Origin of the sequence: Actinomadura rubrisoli, from assembly GCF_004349215.1 — a bacterium.
GTDB lineage: Bacteria > Actinomycetota > Actinomycetes > Streptosporangiales > Streptosporangiaceae > Spirillospora > Spirillospora rubrisoli.
The window spans coordinates 1-17366 of record NZ_SMKU01000196.1 but is presented as its reverse complement, the minus strand read 5'-3'; the positions used below and the strand labels follow the sequence as shown (position 1 = coordinate 17366).

The 17366-nt window shown below is 71.8% G+C and carries 13 protein-coding genes and 3 pseudogenes; 8 read left to right on the top strand and 8 right to left on the bottom strand.

What is annotated here, in order from left to right:
• On the bottom strand, positions 1–2082 hold a 2082-nt coding region (locus tag E1298_RS29510; protein WP_131898985.1), incomplete at its 3' end, for a S9 family peptidase.
• A 184-nt stretch (positions 2083–2266) separates the two neighbouring features.
• Between E1298_RS29510 and E1298_RS29505 the strand changes: the two genes are divergently transcribed.
• The 4 genes from E1298_RS29505 to E1298_RS29490 are packed head-to-tail and all read left to right on the top strand — an operon-like array spanning position 2267 to position 5816.
• The gene (locus tag E1298_RS29505) at positions 2267–3703 is read left to right on the top strand and encodes a serine/threonine-protein kinase (RefSeq protein ID WP_131898983.1); all 1437 of its coding nucleotides are present in this window, start codon (positions 2267–2269) and stop codon (positions 3701–3703) included.
• Between the two features lie 45 nt (positions 3704–3748).
• The gene (mshB, locus tag E1298_RS29500) at positions 3749–4648 is read left to right on the top strand and encodes an N-acetyl-1-D-myo-inositol-2-amino-2-deoxy-alpha-D-glucopyranoside deacetylase (protein WP_131898981.1); all 900 of its coding nucleotides are present in this window, start codon (positions 3749–3751) and stop codon (positions 4646–4648) included.
• Positions 4649–4670: 22 nt separating this feature from the next.
• Positions 4671–5258: a DUF6113 family protein gene (locus tag E1298_RS29495; RefSeq protein WP_131898979.1), complete on the top strand. Its 588-nt coding sequence runs from the start codon at positions 4671–4673 to the stop codon at positions 5256–5258.
• Between the two features lie 24 nt (positions 5259–5282).
• Entirely contained in the window at positions 5283–5816 is a 534-nt protein-coding gene (locus E1298_RS29490; RefSeq protein ID WP_131898977.1) for a flavin reductase family protein, read from the top strand.
• Positions 5817–5885: 69 nt separating this feature from the next.
• Here the strand turns inward: E1298_RS29490 and E1298_RS29485 are convergent, their stop codons facing one another.
• The 4 genes from E1298_RS29485 to rocD all read right to left on the bottom strand — a co-directional run bounded on the left by E1298_RS29485 (position 5886) and on the right by rocD (position 10534).
• Positions 5886–7499 carry a DHA2 family efflux MFS transporter permease subunit gene (locus tag E1298_RS29485; RefSeq protein ID WP_131898975.1) on the bottom strand — a complete coding sequence of 538 codons (1614 nt, stop codon included), beginning with the start codon at positions 7497–7499 and terminating at the stop codon, positions 5886–5888.
• On the bottom strand, positions 7496–8146 hold the full coding sequence (locus E1298_RS29480; RefSeq protein WP_131898973.1) for a PadR family transcriptional regulator: 651 nt from the start codon (positions 8144–8146) through the stop codon (positions 7496–7498). The genes E1298_RS29485 and E1298_RS29480 overlap by 4 nt, the downstream gene beginning before the upstream one ends.
• A 129-nt stretch (positions 8147–8275) precedes the next feature.
• Entirely contained in the window at positions 8276–9214 is a 939-nt protein-coding gene (locus E1298_RS29475; protein WP_165975726.1) for an LCP family protein, read from the bottom strand.
• A 153-nt stretch (positions 9215–9367) separates the two neighbouring features.
• Complete coding sequence (rocD, locus tag E1298_RS29470; protein ID WP_165975727.1) at positions 9368–10534, bottom strand: ornithine--oxo-acid transaminase; 1167 nt, start codon at positions 10532–10534, stop codon at positions 9368–9370.
• A 207-nt stretch (positions 10535–10741) separates the two neighbouring features.
• Between rocD and E1298_RS29465 the strand changes: the two genes are divergently transcribed.
• The 4 genes from E1298_RS29465 to E1298_RS29450 all read left to right on the top strand — a co-directional run bounded on the left by E1298_RS29465 (position 10742) and on the right by E1298_RS29450 (position 15149).
• Positions 10742–11197, top strand: coding sequence for an Lrp/AsnC family transcriptional regulator (locus tag E1298_RS29465; RefSeq protein WP_131898967.1), 456 nt, complete (start codon positions 10742–10744; stop codon positions 11195–11197).
• A gap of 87 nt (positions 11198–11284) precedes the next feature.
• On the top strand, positions 11285–11470 hold the full coding sequence (locus E1298_RS51900) for an RraA family protein (protein ID WP_424923160.1): 186 nt from the start codon (positions 11285–11287) through the stop codon (positions 11468–11470).
• Between the two features lie 183 nt (positions 11471–11653).
• A complete protein-coding gene (locus E1298_RS29455; RefSeq protein WP_243725887.1) occupies positions 11654–13699 on the top strand; it encodes a M6 family metalloprotease domain-containing protein in 2046 nt (681 codons plus the stop codon).
• 178 nt (positions 13700–13877) lie between these two features.
• Positions 13878–15149, top strand: coding sequence for a hypothetical protein (locus tag E1298_RS29450; protein ID WP_131898963.1), 1272 nt, complete (start codon positions 13878–13880; stop codon positions 15147–15149).
• A gap of 345 nt (positions 15150–15494) precedes the next feature.
• Here the strand turns inward: E1298_RS29450 and E1298_RS51895 are convergent.
• From E1298_RS51895 to E1298_RS48465, 3 pseudogenes are all read right to left on the bottom strand, one after another.
• Positions 15495–15710: pseudogene (locus E1298_RS51895) on the bottom strand (MFS transporter); the annotation flags it as partial.
• Positions 15711–16046: 336 nt separating this feature from the next.
• Positions 16047–16115 (bottom strand): annotated as a pseudogene (locus E1298_RS51890) (TetR family transcriptional regulator); the annotation flags it as partial.
• Between the two features lie 18 nt (positions 16116–16133).
• Positions 16134–17366: pseudogene (locus E1298_RS48465) on the bottom strand (hypothetical protein); the annotation flags it as partial.

Below are 17366 nucleotides of genomic sequence, written 5' to 3'. Positions count from 1 at the left end.
GCGGGCGGCCAGGGCCGTCTTGAGGTAGTCGACCTGGATGAGCAGGAGGTTCTCCGCGACCACCTCCTGCGGGGTCATGTGGGTGACGCCCGACAGCGGCAGGACGGTGTGGGGACGGCCCGACGCGACCAGCGCGGACGACAGGCGCAGCGTGTGCGCGGCCACCACGTTGTCGTCGGCCAGCCCATGGATGATCATCAGCGGCCGTTCGAGCCGCCCGGCCATCCCGATCAGCGAGTTCGCCTCGTAGTTCTCCGGCTCCTCGTCGGGGTGGCCGAGGTAGCGCTCGGTGTAGTGCGTGTCGTACAGGCGCCAGTCGGTGACCGGGGCGCCCGCGACGCCCGCGTGGAACACGTCCGGGCGGGCCAGGACGGCCAGCGCCGCCAGCCAGCCGCCGAACGACCAGCCGCGGATGCCGACCCGGTCGAGGTCGAACGCGTCGGGGTGGATCCGCGCGGCCTCGATCAGCGCGGTGATCTGGTCCTCCAGGACCGGCCCGACGAAGTCGCCGCGCACCGCGCGCTCCCAGGCGGGGCCGCGCGCGGGGGTGCCGCGGCCGTCCGCGATCACGACGGCGAAGCCCTGGTCGGCGAGCCACTGCGCCTCGCAGTACATCCGCTGGACGGCCAGGACGCGCTGGGCGTGCGGGCCGCCGTAGGGGTCGAGGAGCACCGGCAGGCGGCCCTGGCCGGGCTCCCAGCCGGTCGGCAGCAGCACCGCCGTGCGGATCTCGCGGTCGCCGGTCCGCAGCAGCTCCACCCGCGGCGTGATCACCGGGGTCTCAGCGAGCGAGGCGACCGGGTGGGTGCCGGACGGCCCCCGGACCTCGACCTCCGTGCCGGGACGGTCGAGACGGGACCCGGTCACCACCGTCACCTCGCCCGACCGGACGCCGCCGAAGACGCCCTGGCCCTCGGTCAGCCGCGTCACCTCGCCCGCCTCGTAGGAGTACAGGTGGACCTCGGTGGGCTCCTCGGACGCGGTGAACAGGATCGCGTCGCCGTCCACGCCCAGGATCGACCGGACCTGGACACCCGCCGGGGTGACGGGCTTGCCCCCGACGGTGATCCGGCGGGTGTCGGTCTCGCGGTCCTCGGTGGCCCAGACGAGGTCGCCGCCGTTCGTCCGGGCGGGGATGCCGGGCACGACGTCGGTCCACACCGCGTCGTGCTCGTTGTGCAGCAGCGCCGTCTCGCCGTTGGACGGGTCGACCCGCAGGATCCGCTGCGAGCGCTGGTCGCGCGGCTGGACGACGATCAGCAGGCCGTGCCGGTCCCAGGCGGACGTCACGACGTAGGGGAACTCGCCGCGGTCCCAGGCGACCCCGACGCGCCCGCCGTCCACCTTCATCAGCACGAGGGAGACCAGCGCGTTGGGCGTCCCGGCGGCCGGATAGGCGACCTCGCCGGGCGCCCGGTCCGGGTTCGCGGGGTCGGCGATGTGCCAGCGCTGCACCGGGGTCTCGTCGACCCGGGCCACCAGCAGCGTCCCGCCGTCCGGCGACCACCAGTGGCCGCGCATCCGGCCCATCTCCTCCGCCGCGACGAACTCGGCGAGGCCGTAGGACACCTGGTCGGACTCGGGCTGGACCAGTGCCCGGTCGTCGCCGCCGTCCATCTCGATGACCCGCAGCGTCCGTCCCGACACGTACGCGACGCGGCGCCCGGCCGGGTCGGGGCGCGGGTCGAAGACGGGGGCCCGGGCGGGCAGGTCCCGGACGCGCCCGGTGCCGAGGTCGGCGACGTAGAGGCGGCCGCCCAGGGTGAAGACGGCCTGCCTCATGGCCCGGTCGGTCGCGTACCCGACGATGCCGCCCGCCTGCTCGCGGGCGCGTTCGCGGCGGGCCCGCTCCTCGGCGGGCAGGTCCTCCTCGCCGGGGACGTCCAGCGCCAAGGGGTCGGCGACGAGGCGCTCGTCGCCGGTGGCCGTGTCCAGCGTCCACAGGCAGGTGACCGGGTCGTCACCGGACCTGGTGCGCAGGAAGGCCACGCGCGCCCCGTCCGGCGCGATCTGGAAGGCGCGGGGGACGCCGAGGGTGAACCGCCGGGTGCGGGCGCTCTGCCGCGGATAGCTGATGCTCATGGCATCCGAGTCTGCCAGCCCGGAAAGGCTCCGGATGTACGGCGCACGGGGGCGGTGTGGCCCTATGATCACGGGTCGTCGCCTCGCGGCCGGGGAACGGCCCGTGACCCGGTCCGCGCTCGCGTAAGCTCGAAGCTTCCTCGAACACCTCGAACACGTCGTCGCGGGCGCTAAGGAGTGGTCCATGCCGGAGCTGCAGCCGGGTGATCCCCGGCGGCTTGGCTCGTACGAGATCGTCGAACGCCTCGGCGAGGGCGGCCAGGGGGTCGTCTACGCGGGTCTCGACGCCTCCGGGAACAAGGCCGCCATCAAGCTGCTGCGCACCGACCTCGCCGGGGACGCCTCGGCGCGCAACCGGTTCGTCCGCGAGGCCCAGGCGGCCAAGCAGGTCGCGCGGTTCTGCACCGCGCAGGTCCTGGAGGCCGACGTCGCGGGCGACCAGCCCTACATCGCCAGCGAGTACGTCCCGGGCCCGTCGCTGTACAAGCAGGTGACCGAGACCGGGCCGATCACGGGCGCGCCGCTGGACCGGCTGGCGATCGGCACCGCGACCGCGCTGGTGGCCATCCACCAGGCCGGGATCGTGCACCGCGACTTCAAGCCGCACAACGTGATCATGGCCCCGGACGGTCCGCGGGTGATCGACTTCGGCATCGCGCGGGCCCTGGACACCGGCCAGACCGCCGCGACCAAGGCGATCGGCACCCCGTCCTACATGGCGCCCGAGCAGGTCGCGGGCGCCACGCTCACCGAGGCCGTGGACGTGTGGGCGTGGGCCACCACGATGGTGTTCGCCGCGACCGGGCATCCGCCGTTCGGCGACGACACCGTGGTCGCGGTGATCAACCGGGTGATGAACGAGCCGCCGACGCTGGAGGGCGTCCCCGCCGACCTGCACCGGCTGATCGCCGCGTGCCTGGTCAAGGAGCCCCCGCGGCGGCCGACCGCACAGCAGCTGATGATGGCGCTGATCGGCAGCGGCCCGGGCGGCGCCGGGCAGACCCGCATGGACGACCCCGCGCAGGCCACGTCGCTGCTCGCGGAGGGCACGACGCTCGCCGCCGGGGCGGGGGCCGGGGCGATGATGCCGGGCGCCGGGCCCGCCGGCGGGCCGACCCGGCGGGTGTCCCCGGCCGCCTACACCGGCACCCTGCCGCCCGCCCAGCAGCCGCCCTACGGCGCACGCACCCGCGGCACCGGCTACGGCGACTTCGAGCCGGAGCGCAAGTCCAAGTGGCCGATCTTCGCCGCCATCCTGGCCATTGCCGCGCTCGCGCTGGTCGTCGGCCTGTTCATGGCCAACCGGAGCAGCAACGACCCGAGCAGCCCCGTCTCGCCGTCGGTCTCGGACTCCGAATCGCCCTCGGAGAGCCCGTCCGACGAGGAGACGGAGCCGGAGCCGACGCGCAGCCACACCCGCAGGCCCTCCCCGACGCCGAGCACGCGGCAGCCGACGCGCGAGCCGACGCGCAGCCCGCCGCGGAGCAGCCCGCCGCCGTCGAAGACGCCCTCCGACGAGCCGACCGACCCCGATGGTGGCACAGGTAACAACGGCGGTGAAGGCACCGGTCAGAACCATGGCAATCCCGTCGGCGGGCCCGGGACGAGGGACGCCGGGTAGGGCGGTCATCGCCGCGGGTTCGTGCCCTGAGTAGGCTCGTTGACTATGAAGGAGCCGCGGATCCTGTTCGTCCACGCCCATCCGGACGACGAGTCCATCGGGACCGGGGCGACCATGGCCAAGTACGCCGCCGAGGGCGCCCACGTCAGTCTCGTCACTTGCACCCTGGGCGAGGAGGGGGAGGTCATCCCCGACGAGCTGCGCCACCTGGCCTCCGACAAGGAGGACGCCCTCGGCGAGTACCGGATCGGGGAGCTCGCGGCGGCGTGCGCGGCGCTCGGCGTCCGCGACCACCGCTTCCTCGGCGGCCCGGGGCGCTGGCGCGACTCCGGCATGATGGGCGCGCCCACCAACGACGACCCCCGCTGCTTCTGGCAGGCCGGCGTGGACGAGGCCGCCCCGGCCCTCGCGGCGGTCGTCCGCGAGGTCAGGCCGCAGGTGATCGTCACCTACGACGACCGCGGCAACTACGGGCACCCCGACCACATCCAGGCGCACCGCGTCACGCGGCGGGCGTTCGAGCTGGCCGCCGACCCGTCCCACGACGACGGCGCCGAGCCGTGGCGGGCCGCCAAGTTCTACGCCTACGCCACGCCGCGCACCGTCCTCGCCCGCGCAATCGCGGTGATGCGCGAGGCCAGGCTGCCGTTCGCCCGCGTCGCCGGGCTGGACGAGCTGGGCTCCGGCGTCCCCGACGACGAGGTGACCACCGTCGTGGACGCCCGCGCCCACCTGCCCGCCAAGCTCGCGGCCCTGCGCGCGCACCGCACCCAGATCGTCGTGGCGCCCGAGCGGGTCGGCCCGTACTTCGCCCTGTCCAACAACCTGGGCCAGCAGGCGTTCGGCACCGAGTACTTCATCCTTCAGGACGGGGATCTCGGGCCGGTCGGCCCGGGGCGGCGGGAGCGCGACCTGTTCGCCGGCCTTGCGGACGCGCGCGCCTGAACGGCTCGATACCCTGGCGTCCGTGGACAAGGACGACGAGGCCCGGGTGAGCCTGGCCAAGGACGGCTCCCAGGCGGACGCCGCTCCGGATGTCCCGGGAGCGGCCGCGGACGCCCAAGAGGCCGCTCCGGGCGCGCACGTGGCGCAGACGGCCGGCCCTGTGGTGGCCGACGCAGTGGTGGCCGACGCGGTTCCGCGGTCCGGAGAGGGCCCGTTGGAGGCGTTCGTGTCCGGTGCCGCCTACGCGGCCCTCGGCCTGCTCGGCGGCGTCTTCGGCCTGCTCGGCTCCTTCGCCCAGGACTGGACGACCGGCGGCGTCCCGGTCGCGTCGGCCGTCCTGGTCGCCTTGGTCTTCGGGATGGTGCGGCTCGCCGGCTGGGGGATGGGCGGCCGGCTCGGCGCGATGGTCCCCGCGGTCGTGTGGGGGATCGCGGTCTTCGCCATGTCGATGCAGCGGCCCGAGGGCGATCTTGTCGTCCCGGCGACCCTGGCCGGGTACGTGTACATCATCGGCGGCATGGTGGCCGCCGTGCTGGCGGTGGCGCGCGTCCCGGCCGCGGGCCCGTCCGGCCAGTGGCTCCTGGGAAGGGCAGCGCGTACTCGCGGGTAGCGGCGTGGACGAGGGGAGCGCGTGGTGACCGGTGGACATCGCCGCGCCCCGTCCCCCTCGTCCGGCGGGCAGGGCGTCGACCCGGAGCTGTACCGCCAGGTGGTGGGCCGGTTCGCGACCGGCGTCGCGGTCGTGACGACGGTGGCCGGCGGCGCCGACCACGCGATGACGGTGAACGCCTTCACGTCGGTCTCGCTGGAGCCGCTGCTCGTGCTGTTCTGCGCCGAGAGGATCGCCCGCTTCCACGACGTGGTGCTGGAGACCGGCCTGTGGGCGGTGTCGGTCCTCGCGGAGGAGATGCGGGACGCCTCCCAGTGGTTCGCGACCCGGGGACGCATGCTGGACGGCAGGCTCCAGGGCTGGGAGCACACCCGCGGGCCCGCGACCGGCGCCGCGATCTTCGCCGGGGCCGTCGCCGCGATGGAGTGCCGCACCTACGCCGTCCACGACGGCGGGGACCACAGCATCGTGGTGGGCGAGGCCCTCGGCCTGGACGTCCCCGACCCCGCCGCGCCCGCCCTGGTCTTCTACGAGGGCCGCTACCGCTCCCTCTCCTGACCCCGCACCGGCTTGAGCCGCGGCGGGTCGCCGCCGTGGCGGCGACCCGCCGCATGCGGGCGGGCCCGGTCAGCCAGGGAGGGCGGCCGGCTCGGCCGGGGTGTCGGTCGGGGCGTCCGAGCGGTAGCCCTTGACACCCAGGCAGGCGGCGGCGCTGAGCAGGATCACGGCGATCGGCAGGGCCATCGTCGGCCTCATCGCGTGGACGAAGCCGTGGGAGAACACCTGCCCGGCCAGTTCCTGGACGCGGTGCGCCACGTTCGGCGGGACGCCGGGCGGGAGGTGCTGCTCCGCGCCGGTCTGGCCCGCGCCGACCTCCAGGCCGCCCTTGGCCGCGCCGGCGAATCCGTCCACGAAGCCGCCCCGCACGTCCGGCGGGAGGGACGCCGAACGGGTGGTCGCCTCCTCCTTGAGCGACGAGGCGAGCTGGTTCTGCAGGACGGCGCCGACCGCGGCGCTGCCGAGCACCGAGCCGACCTGCCGGATCGTGTTGTTGACGCCGGACGCCGCGCCCGCGAGGTGCCTCGGCACGTTCCGGGTGGCCTCGGTGGCCATCGGCGCGAACACGCCGCCGACGCCGAGCCCGGCGACGACGAGCGGGGCGATGAACGCGGTCCAGTCCGTCCCGACGTCGGCGACGGCCACCAGCCACATCATGCCGATCGCGTAGAGGGTGAGCCCGGTCATCAGGATGAACTTGCCGCCGATGCGGTCCGACAGCTTGCCCGCGACGGGCGCCAGGAACATCGACACCACCGAGGACGGCGCCATGACGAGCCCCGCCTTGAGGGCGCTGAAGCCCAGCACGGACTGCATGTAGATCGTCATCGGCAGGAACAGGCCGATCATGCCGATCGAGACGGCCGCGCCGACGATGTTGAGGATCGTGAAGTTGCGGTCCCGGAACAGCGAGAACGGCACCAGCGGCTCCTTGTCCTGCTGGGTGCGCTGGTAGAGGACGAACACCACGAACAGGGCGAGGCCCGCCGCGATCAGGCCCCAGATGCGCCCGTCCCAGTCGAACTTCTGGCCCTCGGTGAGCGCGAACGTCAGGCAGAACAGCGCGGCCGAGGCCAGCAGCACGCCGGCCACGTCGAAGCGGTGCCGGACCGCGGGGGTGTGGGCGGGCAGGATCGGGATGGCCATCGCCAGCACCAGGATCCCGATCGGCAGGTTCACGAAGAAGATCCACCGCCAGTCGAGGCTGGTGACCAGCAGGCCGCCGACCGTCGGGCCCGCGATGGTCGACACCCCGGCCACCGCGCCCCAGACGCCGAGGGCGGCGCCGCGCCGCTCGGCCGGGAACACGTTGATGATGATCGACATGGTCTGCGGCATCAGCAGCGCGGCGCCGAGGCCCTGCACGGCGCGGGCGGCGATCAGCTGGACGGGGTCCTGGGCGATCCCGCAGACCAGGCTGGCCACCGTGAACAGCGTGACACCGGCGATGAACAGGTTCTTCTTGCCCCACAGGTCGCCGAGCCGGCCCGCGGTGATCAGCAGGACGGCCAGCACCAGGATGTAGGCGTTGGTGACCCAGAGCACCTCGTCGAGCGAGGCGTCCAGCTTGTCGATCATGCTCGGGATCGCGATGTTCACGATCGTCAGATCGAGCAGCGTCATGAAGAATCCGAGGGAGAGCGTGAGGAGGATCGCCCAGGGATTGCCGCGCCATCTGCTCATGAGGCCCCCTTGTCGAGATCGCGTGCGTGGTAGTCGTGGCCGAGTTCGTGCTCGTGCGGCGGATGGCAGGTGGTCACGCCGTCGTCGTCCTTCCAGGTGAGCCGCCCGGAGTCCAGGTCGTCGGCCAGGTGCCGGACGAACTCCAGCTCGGAGCGCACGCGCGAGATCGCCCATTCCTGGTCGATCAGCTTGTAGCGCTCGATGCCCTGCTTGCGCAGCGACTCGTTGGCCGTCTGGTTCCCGGCGAGCAGCGCCTCCAGGGCGATGGCCCGGATGCGCAGCTGCCGGGCGACCTCGGCCTCGGGCAGCAGGTTGATGAACGCCAGGGCGGTGCCGAACAGCGGGAACTCCTCGGCGGGCTTGGCGAGCAGCTCGGCCAGCCGGATGTGGGCGGCGTCGCGCCCGGCGCTCGTGACCGCGTAGACGGTGCGCTCGGGGCGGCGGCCCTCCCGGCTGGTCTCCAGCGGCTCGATGAGCCCTCCGGCCGCGAGCCGCTCGACCGAGTGGTAGAGCGAGCCGTGCGTGCTCTTCACGGCCAGGTCGTAGGCGTGGTCGCGGATGCGCTGCTGCATCTCGTACGGGTGCATGGGCCCGTCGCACAGCATGCGCAGGACGGTCAGCGCGAGCGGTGTGAGGGGTCGGGACATGGCTGCGGCCTCATGGTCGACATCGATTAGTCCGATTAGACTAATCCATCTAGACCGCCTTCGCACATTTTTTCAATATCGGACATGTCACTGCATGTCAGGGCGCCATCCGGGTGGTCCGGACCCTGGTCAGCGGACGGACTCCACCGCGTTGGCCGCGCCGTTGCGCGTGACGTAGTCGCCGATCCGGTCCTCGCGGACGGCCGTGAACAGCTGCCGCGCCCGTCCGTCGTCCAGCACGACGACGCTCTGCCCGTCCCGCGTGTCCGGCTTGGCGACCGGGGTGGTGAGGTACTCCATCAGCGAGATCCCCGTCAGCCGTCCCGCGAGGCCGCGCAGCGTGCCGGACGACACCGAGTCGTCCACCGTCACCGAGCGGGTGGTGGCGCGGATGAACCGGTCGATGCGGATCGGGTTGCGGGTGTCCATCGCCTTGGCGGCCAGCGCGTGCAGGAACGCCTGCTGGCGCTTGATGCGGTCCAGGTCCCCGCCCGGCAGGTTCCAGCGCTGCCGGACGAAGTCCAGCGCCTCAACGCCGTTCAGGTGCTGGTGCCCGGCGCGCCAGGTGCGGTCGTGCATCGGGTCGTGGGTGCGCTGGGTCACGGTCACGTCCACGCCGCCGAGCGCGTCCGTCATCTTCACGAAGCCGCCGAAGTCGAGGGAGGCGTAGTGGTTCACGCGCACGCCCGTGTACTGCTCCACCGCCCGGATCAGCAGAGGCGGGCCGCCGTAGGCGAACGCGGCGTTGATCTTCGTGGTGCCGTGCCCGGGGACGGGGATCCAGCCGTCCCGGGGGATCGCGATCACCGAGACCCGGTCGCCGCGCCCGGACAGGTGCACCAGCATGATCGTGTCGGCGCGGGCGCCCATGGAGGGCTGGTCGGCGCGCCGGTCGGAGCCGATCAGCAGCCAGTTCTCGCCGCGTCCCGAGACCGGGCGGCCCCGCTGGGTGGGCAGCGCGCCGGCGATCCGCTTGACCTGCCCGTCGTAGGCCCGCTGCAGCAGATAGGTGCCGCCGCCCAGGAGCAGCAGGACGCCCACTGCCAGCCCGCCGCAGCCAACGATCAACCGGCGTCTTCTCCCGCTCTCCAGCATGCGGCCCAGCCTGCCCGGACGCGCCGCGCGGCAGGGCGCGCCGGGCGGCCGGCCGGGCAAGTCTTTGACGAGCCTGGGGTTTGCCGTGATCGCCGGGAGCCCGGGCCGGTCGGCCCTTGGGGCGGGTCAGCCCTTGAGGGCGATCTCCAGCTGGTCCAGCGCCCAGTCCAGGTCGTCGCGGCCGATCACCAGGGGCGGCGCCAGCCGGATCGTGGTCTCGTGCGTCTCCTTGGCGAGCACGCCGAGCCCCATCAGCCGCTCGCTGACCGGCCGCGCCTTCCCGGTCAGCTCGACGCCCGCCCACAGCCCCCGCCCCCGCACCTCGCGGACGGCGTCGCCGGACAGCCGGCCGAGCCGCTCGTGCATGTGCGCGCCGAGCGTCCGGGAACGTTCCTGGAACTCGCCCGTCCGCAGCATAGCGATCACCTCGCGGCCGATCGCGCAGGCGAGCGGGTTGCCGCCGAACGTGGACCCGTGCTGGCCCGGCTTGAACACCCCGAGGACGTCGGCGTCGGCGACGACCGCCGAGACCGGCATGATGCCGCCGCCGAGGGCCTTGCCGAGGACGTAGACGTCCGGGACGACGCCCTCGTGCTCGACGGCGAACGTGGTGCCGGTGCGGCCGAGCCCCGACTGGATCTCGTCCGCGATCATCAGCGCGCCGTTGGCCGTGCACAGCTCGCGGACGGCGCGCAGGAACCCGCTCGGCGGGACGTTCACGCCTGCCTCGCCCTGGATCGGCTCGATCAGCACGCCGACCGTGGAGCCGTCCATGGCCTCCTTCAGCGCGTCCACGTCGCCGTACGGGACGGTCCTGAAGCCGGGCGTGTAGGGACCGTAGGAGTCCTTGGCGTCCGGGTCGGTGGAGAAGCTGATGATCGTGGTGGTGCGGCCGTGGAAGTTGCCCTCGAAGGTGATGATGTTCGCCTGCTCGGCCGGGACGCCCTTGACCTCGTACCCCCACTTGCGGGCGGTCTTCAGCGCGGACTCGACGGCCTCGGCGCCGCTGTTCATCGGCAGGACCATGTCCTTGCCGCACAGCTCGGCCAGCTCGCCGACGAACGGCCCGAACTGGTCGTGGTCGAAGGCGCGGCTCACCAGCGTCACCCGGTCGAGCTGCCGCTTGGCGGCCTCGGTGAGGCGCGGGTTGCGGTGCCCGAAGTTGACCGCGGAGTAGGCGGCCAGCATGTCCAGGTAGCGGCGCCCCTCGACGTCGGTCAGCCAGACGCCCTCGGCATCGGCGACCACGATCGGCAGCGGGTGGTAGTTGTGCGCGCTGTGGTCCTCGGACATCGCTCGCAGCTGGTCGGTCGGCGTCACGACGCTCCTTCGGCGGCTCGGCCCGGCCTGCCCGGCCGGGGATCGCTGGGACACCGGACACACGTCCGGTGCCGAGGGGGAGGAGGACCGGCGGATGGGTGGCCGCCCGTCCACTTACCAGCGTATGTTCGATGTGAACCGGCGACCAATGATGAAAACTGACTTCGGGGGTGCTATTTGTTGCGTCTTGACGACCTGGACCGTCAGATCGTTGCGCGGCTCCTCGAAGACGGCCGCGCCTCGTACGCCCAGATAGGCGACAAGGTCGGGCTGTCGGCCCCGGCGGTCAAACGGCGCGTCGACCGGCTCCGCGCGGACGGCGTCATCACCGGGTTCGCGGCGGTCGTCGACCCGGCCGCGCTCGGCTGGACGACCGAGGCGTTCATCGAGATCTTCTGCACCGGGGCCACGTCCCCCGAGGAGATCTACTCCAGCGTCCGGAGCCACCCCGAGGTCGTCGCCGCGTACACGATCAGCGGCGACGCCAGCGCCCTCGTGCACGTCCGGGCGCGGGACATCCAGCACCTCGAACAGGCCCTGGAGCGGCTGCGCCGCGAGGACAACATCACCGCCACCAAGACGGCGATCGTCCTGTCACGGCTTATTGATTACAGTGCCCTCGGCGTCGGGCGTTGAACGCCCTCCTTCAACGGGCACTGCGGCGATCGCTGCATCGCTTCGTCTCGCCTGGCGGCTCGCTGCGCGATCAGGTTCTCGCTCCGCTTGAACCTGGCTTCGCACGCGATCGCAACGCTGAGGTTGTCGCACCCTCAGGCAACTACCGCCCACCTACAGCAGTGCCCTCAGCGCCAGGTCGTGCTGACGTTCGGGGGCGTTGAGTTCCGGCCGGGCGGCTGGCTCTTCAGCGATGGGGACGGGATCATCGTGGCGGTTCGTGACCTGCGCTGACGCCGCGCACGGCGGGCGGGGGGCGGGCTATGGCCAGACCGTATGAAACTGCCCTGGCGTGACATGCCAGGACGATCTTCTCAAGATCGTATAAGTCGGCCGTTGCCCGAGGTATTGCCCGGTCTTTACCTTCTCGGCAACGATCGAGACAGGGGAGACATGCGCGCCAAGAAGAGTCTGTTGGTGCCCGCGGCTGCATTGGTGCTGGTCGCGGGGGTCGTGGCCGCGCCGGCCGCCGCGCAGGCGAGACCTCCTATTCCGAAGCCCACCCCCAACCCGTGGCAGATGCGGCACTGGCCGCAGACGCAGCCGTGGCAGCAGAGCCAGCAGGCGCGCACGTTCGCCCGCGGCGCCCCTCGCCCCCTGGACCCTCAGAGCTACGAGCTGCCCGACACGATGACCTGGGACGACTACAAGAAGATCCCGGGCACCACGTGGTCGGACCCGTCCCGCAAGGGATCGGTCAAGAACTTCAGGGGCGCCGTCGTCCTGGTCGACTACGCCAATCAGCCGTTCGTGGTGACGCAGCCGAAGAACTCGTCCATCTTCGGCAACCCGACCGTGGTCGGCGACGTCCCGCGCGACAAGGTCGCCAAGTTCTATCAGGACTTCCTCAACACGCCGCAGAAGCTCAACCAGGGCCACACCATCCACGAGTACTGGATGGAGGACTCCGGCGGGCGCTACGGCGTGGACCTCACCGGGTTCGGCGCGTACCGGATGCCGGCCAAGGACCACGAGTACGGCGTGGACGACTTCCAGCAGGGGACGGGCTGCCCGGCCGGCGACCAGTGCCGGCGGGACATCCGTAAGGACGCGCGGGCCGCGTGGATCGCCGATGTGGGGGAGGAGACCGCGAAGAAGTTCGACTTCGTGTTCTTCCTCTCCGCCGGGCAGGACGAGTCGTCCACCTGGCAGGAGTTCGGGCAGATGAAGTTCACCAAGAAGGAGGACGTGCCCGCCGAGTGGGGGTCCGGCGACACCAAGCTGCCCAATTGGATCAAGACCCGGTACGTGGACTGGACGTCCTGGCAGGCGGGCTCCACCCTCTGGCCGAACGCCGTCCCCGGCAGCTCCACCCAGGCCGAGAGCTCGGGCATGGGCGTCTTCGCCCACGAGTTCAGCCACATCCTGGGCATCGGCGACAACTACAACAACCCCTACGGCGTCCCGCCGCGCCGCGCGTACAGCGGGCCGTGGGAGATGCTGAGCCGCGGCACCTTCAACGGTCCCGGCGGCCCGCACAGCCGCTGGATGATCCCGGCGACGGGCGGCGGGTCCATGGGCGCCCAGCACATGCTCCGCAACAAGCTCAAGCTCGGGATCGTCGACCCGGCCAAGGTCCTCCAGCTCGACCGCGAGACCCTCGCCAAGTCCGGGACGGTCGTCGCGAAGGTGACGGCGCGCGCCGCCGAGCCCGGCAAGGGCGAGCTGGCGGGCGTCAACCTGAAGTTCGGGGCCGGCGGTGACAAGAGCCCCGGGTGCGATCCGGCGAAGGACCCCCTGTGCGACGGGGACGCGAAGCACAAGTACGACAACTACACGGTCGAGGTCGTGGACCGGATGGGCTTCGACTCGTTCACGCCCGACTCCGGCGTGCTGCTGGCGAAGACCAAGGACAAGGACGACGCGCCGTTCATCTGGGTCAAGGACGCCAACCCGCAGGACATCGACAAGGTCGACTTCGTCCGCCCGGACGGCACGCCGCAGAAGATGACGATCGGCGACTACCGGCAGCTGTCGGACGCGCTGTTCCACGCGGGCACCGAATCCGGCAGCCAGTACGAGTACGTGGACAAGGAGAACCGGCTGCACTTCTACGTCCTGGACCTGAAGCGCGACGACAAGGGCGTGCTGTCGTACACGGTGGCGATCCGCTCGCTGGACGGCGTGGGGCCGCAGCGCCGGGGCGTCAAGGTCGACTCGGGTTCCGTGCGTCCGGCGGCATCCGGCTGGACGAAGTGCACGGTGGATCTGGAGAACAAGGGCAAGGGCGGGACCGGCTACTACGGTTCCGACGTGTTCCGCCTGAAGGCCGACGTGGCCGGCAAGGGCTGGACGACCTGGCTGCCGAACGCGCTGGCGACCGCGCGGGCGCGGGGCGGCACGAAGGTCGACGTGTGGGCCAAGCCCGGGCCCGGCGCGCGTCACAAGGCCAAGCTGCGGCTGACGGCCACCTCGGAGAGCGACCCGTCCAAGTCCGACTCCGGGACGTGCCGCCTGCCCTGATCCATCCGCCGGTCTCTCTCTGAACGGGACGGTCTCCTTCCGGGGGCCGTCCCGTTCACCTTGCCGCCGGACGCCTCGCCATCACGTTCGGTTTACGGGCGGGCCCGCAATCTACATCACACCCCGAGGGGCGATGTCGTCACCGGCTCCGCGTCCGACCTGGGATATGTTGCGGAGCGTGATGATCCTGAAGCAAAGCGCGACCATCAGGGTTTTGCGGCCGGATGTCCTGACCCTCGTGGTCGCCGCCCCCTTGACCGTACTGGTGGCGGGTCTCCCCGGCGGCGTGCACGACGTCGTCCGGCTGGAGCCCGCGAAGGCCGGGAACGTGGCCGCCGTCCAGGGCCTGGGCGACTTCGACATGCGCGGGGCCTCGACCCCGAGAGCGCCGATCAGGGCGCTCGGCAGGAGCCTCACCAAGAGCGGCGTGGGCGCGCTGATCCGCTCGCCCGGCCAGCGCAGGCTCGGCGGCGGCTGCGGCAAGGCGGCCGGAGTGCCCGCCCAGTCGGCCGTGTACTGCTGGGACAAAGAGGACTTCACGACCCGCACGTGGGTTCCGCAGGGCGTCACCAGTGTCTCGGACGCGGCGGCGGACGAGTCGTTCGACGGGCGTCCCATGCTGGTGTCGTGGTACGCCGCGACGGGCATCCGGGTCACGTTCGTCAATCCCGACAGGCGCACGTACCGGCACGTCCTGCTCGTCTACCCGACGATGAAGGGCCGGCAGGCGACCTACGGCGACATCGGTGTCCACGCCGGTGGCATCGCCTGGTTCGGCAACAAGCTGTACGTCGCCGACACACGCGCGGGCCTGCGCGAGTTCGACATGGGCCAGATCTACGACCTGGGCCAGAGCAAGGCCGGTTCGACGGAGAACCCCGGCTGGGTCGGGCGGCACGGTGACAAGTACTACGCCCATGGCTACCGGTACGTGATGCCGCAGACGGGCAGCTGGCAGTACGTCCAGGGCAAGGCCCCGCTGAACAGGTGCAGGGGCGCGGGCCCGCTGCGCACGTCCTGGACGTCCATCGACCGCACCGGATGGCAGCAGCCCGTGCTCATCGCCGGTGAATACTGCGCCGCCGCGCGTCCCAGAGGCCGTGTGGTCACCTGGCCGTTGCGAGTGGGGACGGGCCTGGGCGGCCCCGGTGACATCGCCCGCGCCACCTGGGCCGCGACCCTCCCGGACAGGAAGATCCAAGGCGGCGTCCGGACGCACGGCTACTGGTGGTTCTCGCGCAACCGCGACGACGGCTCCCGCGAGAGGCGCGGAGAACTCCTGCTGACCGCCCGCGACTGGTGGGGCTGGGACGACGTGGTGCGGCGCCCCGCGTCCTACGGTCCCGAGGACCTGTCGTGCTTCCGCGGCCAGCGGCGCATCTGGACGGTCGGGGAGCACGCGGGCAAGCGCGCGCTCTGGGGAACGCCCGCGCCCCCCTGCGGCTACTGAGAGGCATCGACCTTGGCGCGCTCGACCACCCCGGCGACCGGACGAGGGCGGAGGGCCTGCCCCCAGGCGACGGTGCCGAGCGCGGCGACGCCCAGGCCGGCGCCGATCCAGGCCGTGGACGGGTAGCCCGCGCCCGCCCCGATCGCGAGCCCGCGGTCAGGGCGAGCAGCACGGAGACGGCGACGAGCCCCCTGATCCCGGCGTACAGGGTGGGGACCGCGCGCGCGTCGGCCGTCCGTCCCCCGGCCGTGATGCCGATGAGCGCACCCACCCCGTCCCGGACCCGCGGTGCCGGTCCCTCGCGGCGCCCGCCCTTGATCGTCATGGCGACCGCGGCCAAAAGGCCAGCAGCGACCGCCGGTGCGGCCACCGCAGCGTCAGGACGGCGAGGACGGGCGCGCCGACGAGCATCCCGATCGCGAACGCCGAGATCAGCAGCCCCGCGTCCGGCACGGAAACGCCGAGGTCGGCGGCCATCTCGGGGAGCAGCCCCGCCAGCATCAGCTCCGAGGTGCCCTGAGCGAAGATCGCCAGGCCCAGCACGAAGACGGCCAGTGGCATGGGGTGTCGCCTCCAGAATTTTAGATGGATCAGTTCAAAACAAGCTCGTGAAAGGGGGCGGCAGACCGCCGCCCCTGCCGTCAGATCGCGGTCATCGCCGTCTCCGCGATCGCGCTGAGGACCGCCCGGTCGGCGCCCCCGTTCGCCGTCGCGCGGCGCCATCTCCACCATCGTGTTGACGACGAGGCACCCGACCGGATCCCCGGCGTCCGCCTCGGCGGTCCGCTCCAGCACCGTCCACAGCCGTTCCCGCGCGGGCCGGTCGCTTTCCAGGACGTCGAGCAGCGACGCGGTCCTGGTCTCCATGTAGTGCGTCAGCGCCTTCGCGAACAGGTCGTGCTTGCTCTTGAACGTGTTGTAGATGCTGCTGCGCCCAAGCCCTGTGGCCTCACACAGATCCTGCGTGGAGGTCGCCTCGGACCGTCAGAACGCCGCTGCTGTCTGGATGAGCCGCAGGTCCCCGCCCCTGTCCAGCACCGCCCGTCCCGGCACGGGGTCCCCGGTCATCCGCAGATGGGCGAACCGCTGGTCACGGAAGGAGATGAGCGGGTCCCGCTCCCCTTCAGGGAGAGGCTCGCGACGGGCCAAGACGAGATGCAGGAAGCCGCCCTTCTGGTCGCGCACGTGCAGGCTCAGCCGGGCGAAGACCGTCGGATCGACCAGATCGTGATCGTCGACGATCAGGAAGACCCGCCGTGGCGCCGGTCGCTTGTCGATCGTCTCCAGCAGGTGAAGGACGAGGCTCCGGATCTGGGAGGACGTGTTGGCGTATCTCTTCATAGGCGATTCGGAGGGAAGGAGTTCGCTTCTGCGCAGCGCGCCGCCCGGGTCGACGATGAACGAGTCCGTTCCCGCGTTCGGCCCGAGCCCTCTTCTCAGCATGGTCGCGATGAGGTAGAGCACGTTCGTCCTCCCGCTGCCCGGCTCGCCGGTCACCAGCAGGTTCGGCTCCCTACCGAAGTCCAGGACGACCGGGGCGTGGGTTCCGTCCTCGATGCCGATGGGCACCCCGCCGCTGGCGGTCATGGCGAGCCGGCTGCGCGGGAGGAGTTCCGGCAGGTCGAGCGGTGCCTTGCCCGTGGGCGGCCTGGGGAACCCGATGGTCCGGAAACGTTTGGTGAGCGCTGGTTCGGCCGCGAGAAGGGCCCGCAAGCGCACGGCGTCCCCGCACAGGATGACCACTGGGTTGTCGCCGCGCTGTTCCAGCAGCGTGCGCAGCGTGTCTATGGCTTCTCGCCCGCGTTCTCCGGCCACGGACGACGCCAGCTCGTCCGCGTCCCTGATGAGCAGCACGCCATCGGCGACCTCGGTCTCCTCGGCCAGCACTGTCCAGGACGCCGTGGTCAGGCTGTCATGCGGTACGAGACCCATCGCGGTGAGCGTCCGCCCGTACTGCCGCGCGGCCGTCACCATCGTCGCGTTGTACTCGCCCTCGTACACCACATGGCGCGGTACTGGAGAGTTCGTGAGAGCCGACCAGATGCCCGCGTCGACGCCGGTGCCCAGCGCGGCCACATCCGGCGGCGCGGCCGCGTCCGGTGGTTCTGTGAGCTCGAAGAGGCGCGGGGCGCCGCTGCCGGAGCGGAGGTAGGCGACACGGCGATCGTCGGGGGAGCTGTCTCTTATACACCTCTGACGCTGACGACGATAACGCAC

Bases quoted from the DNA above. Each gene is read 5' to 3' on its own strand.
- E1298_RS29505 (WP_131898983.1), top strand. From the start codon at position 2,267: ATGCCGGAGCTGCAGCCGGGTGATCCCCGGCGGCTTGGCTCGTACGAG.
- mshB (WP_131898981.1), top strand. From the start codon at position 3,749: ATGAAGGAGCCGCGGATCCTGTTCGTCCACGCCCATCCGGACGACGAG.
- E1298_RS29485 (WP_131898975.1), bottom strand. From the start codon at position 7,499: ATGAGCAGATGGCGCGGCAATCCCTGGGCGATCCTCCTCACGCTCTCC.
- E1298_RS29480 (WP_131898973.1), bottom strand. From the start codon at position 8,146: ATGTCCCGACCCCTCACACCGCTCGCGCTGACCGTCCTGCGCATGCTG.
- rocD (WP_165975727.1), bottom strand. From the start codon at position 10,534: ATGTCCGAGGACCACAGCGCGCACAACTACCACCCGCTGCCGATCGTG.